The following is a 2,131-nucleotide window of genomic DNA, read 5'->3' on the forward strand; positions in this document are numbered from 1 at the left end:
GGGCAGAGCGAATTCAAGCGATCGTCCGTGCCCTGCGCACGTTCTCTCGCATGGACGAAGCCGAGGTGAAAACGGTGAACATCCACGACGGCATCGACAGCACGCTGATGATTCTACAAAGCCGCCTTAAGCCCACCGCCGGACACAGAGGCATTGACATCATTCGGGACTACGGTAACTTGCCGTTAATTGAGTGCTACGCCGGACAGTTAAATCAAGTGTTTATGAATGTGTTGAGCAATGCGATCGATGCGTTAGAGGACGCGATGGCGCAGGGGAAATGGGACGCAGAAACCCACTCGACTCCCCAAATTCACGTTTGTACCGAGCAGGTGGGCGATCGCGTCGTCATTCGCATCCGCGACAACGGACCCGGAATGCGGGAGAGCGTGCGAAAGCGTTTGTTTGAACCGTTCTTCACCACGAAAGCCGTTGGCAAGGGGACCGGGCTAGGGCTTTCCATTAGCTATCAGGTCGTGGTCGATCGTCACGGCGGTCAGCTGACGTGCACCTCGGCTCCCGGCGAAGGCGCGGAATTTGTGATTCGCTTGCCGCTAGGGCGTCGTCGTGGATTGTAGGAACTGACGCTGCAAGACAACGCCGAGGGCTGCCAATCCCAGCAGCGGCGTTAGCCAATCGCCCCAGCGCACATAGAGCGTTTGCGTTTGCCGACGGTAGATCGTGTCGGTGTGGAGTTGGTATATGCGGGGCTGCGACCGCCACTGAACTCGACCGTGCGGGTCGAGGATGCCAGAATAGCCCGTGTTCGTCGCGCGGGCTGCCCAACGATCGGTTTCGATCGCTCGCATCACGTCCTGCGCCTGATGCTGCGCCATCAGCACTTCGCTGTAAGGGTCCAGATTCGAGGCGGTGAGGATAAACTGTCCGCCTGTGGCTGCCTGTCGTCGAAACACCTCCGGAAAGGCGGAATCGTAGCAAATGCTGGCAATTGCCCGCCCGAACGGTGTCTCAAACGTCTGATCGGCGGCTCCGGGCAGCAGGTCGGTCTGCACAGGCGAGAGGCGATTGATCACTACGCCCAAAATCGATCGCAGCGGAATGTATTCTCCGAGCGGCACAATTTTGAGCTTGTTGTAGCGGCTAAGCGTCTGTCCGTCGCCCGTCAGCGTCAGCAGGCTTTGAGTCAGGCGATCGCCCTGCACGGCAAACGTTCCCAACCAGCCGACGCGCCCTTTTCGCTGCACGGCTTGGTAGAAGCTGTTCTCGGTGTCGCGATCGTCCCAGCGAAACGGAAACGCACCCTCTGGCGTCAGCACCGCGTCTGCGCCTTCGTCTGCAAGCCGCTCGTACCCTGTGACGTAGCCATCGACTGCCTGCTGGCGTCCTTCAGCGGTGTGTTTGATCCGCGTCGGCACGTTGCCCTGAATTAGTCCCACTCTCAGCGCTGCCTCCGGAGACTGCGCCACCGGGCGGCTATACAGTCCATACCCAACCAAATGCAGCACCGCAACGACAACGACGGCGGAACTCAGCAGCTTATAGAAGGCGTTGTTCGACTGACCCCTGACCTCTGACCCCTGATACCGCATCCACCCTTCTGCAATTAGCCCATTCACCGCCACGATCGCTGCCGTTACGGTCGTAGGACCCGACAGTTGACCGAGATGCAGAATCGCCAAGTTTCCAGGACTCTGCGTGTACGACAGCGATGTCCAATACAGCGACCCCAAACTCCAGAGCCATTCCAAACCGCACCAGAGGGCAGTGCCGACAAGGACGCGGTGCCACGATGAAGTGAGCCAGGAGGAACGATCGTTGCGCTTTCGGATGACCCAGCTCAGCCCGATCGCCCAGATGGCAACCAGACCTGCACCCCACAGCGTAATGAACGACCAGGCAAAGAGGACGATCGCTACGCTGCCAATCCAGGGGATTCCCAACCACGTCAGCGGATGCAAATCTCGAATCCAGGCTAGCGCTAATCCGTGATAGCCAATTCCCCAGGCAAGCGCTAGCAAAAATACACGTTTCGAGGGTTGAGGGTTGAGGGTTGCAAACTCGCTTCCCACCATCATCCACAGCGGCACCAGCGCCACCCACGCTAGCGGGAACGCATTCAGCGGAGCTGTTGACAGCGCCATGAGAGCGCCACTGCCAAGGGCAATTCCGA

At 59.2% G+C, this 2,131-nt stretch carries 2 protein-coding genes; one reads left to right on the forward strand and one right to left on the reverse strand.

What is annotated here, in order from left to right; genetic code table 11:
* Positions 1–578, forward strand: a 578-nt coding sequence (locus tag H6F43_RS12690) for a HAMP domain-containing sensor histidine kinase (protein ID WP_190340005.1), incomplete at its 5' end; no start/stop codon positions are given.
* Here the strand turns inward: H6F43_RS12690 and lnt are convergent.
* A complete protein-coding gene (gene lnt / locus H6F43_RS12695) occupies positions 555–2,126 on the reverse strand; it encodes an apolipoprotein N-acyltransferase (protein ID WP_347272409.1) in 1,572 nt (523 codons plus the stop codon). The two genes, H6F43_RS12690 and lnt, sit on opposite strands and share 24 nt — an antisense overlap.
* Positions 2,127–2,131 lie beyond the last annotated feature (5 nt).

Origin of the sequence: Leptolyngbya sp. FACHB-36, from assembly GCF_014695955.1 — a bacterium.
Taxonomy (GTDB): domain Bacteria; phylum Cyanobacteriota; class Cyanobacteriia; order Leptolyngbyales; family Leptolyngbyaceae; genus FACHB-36.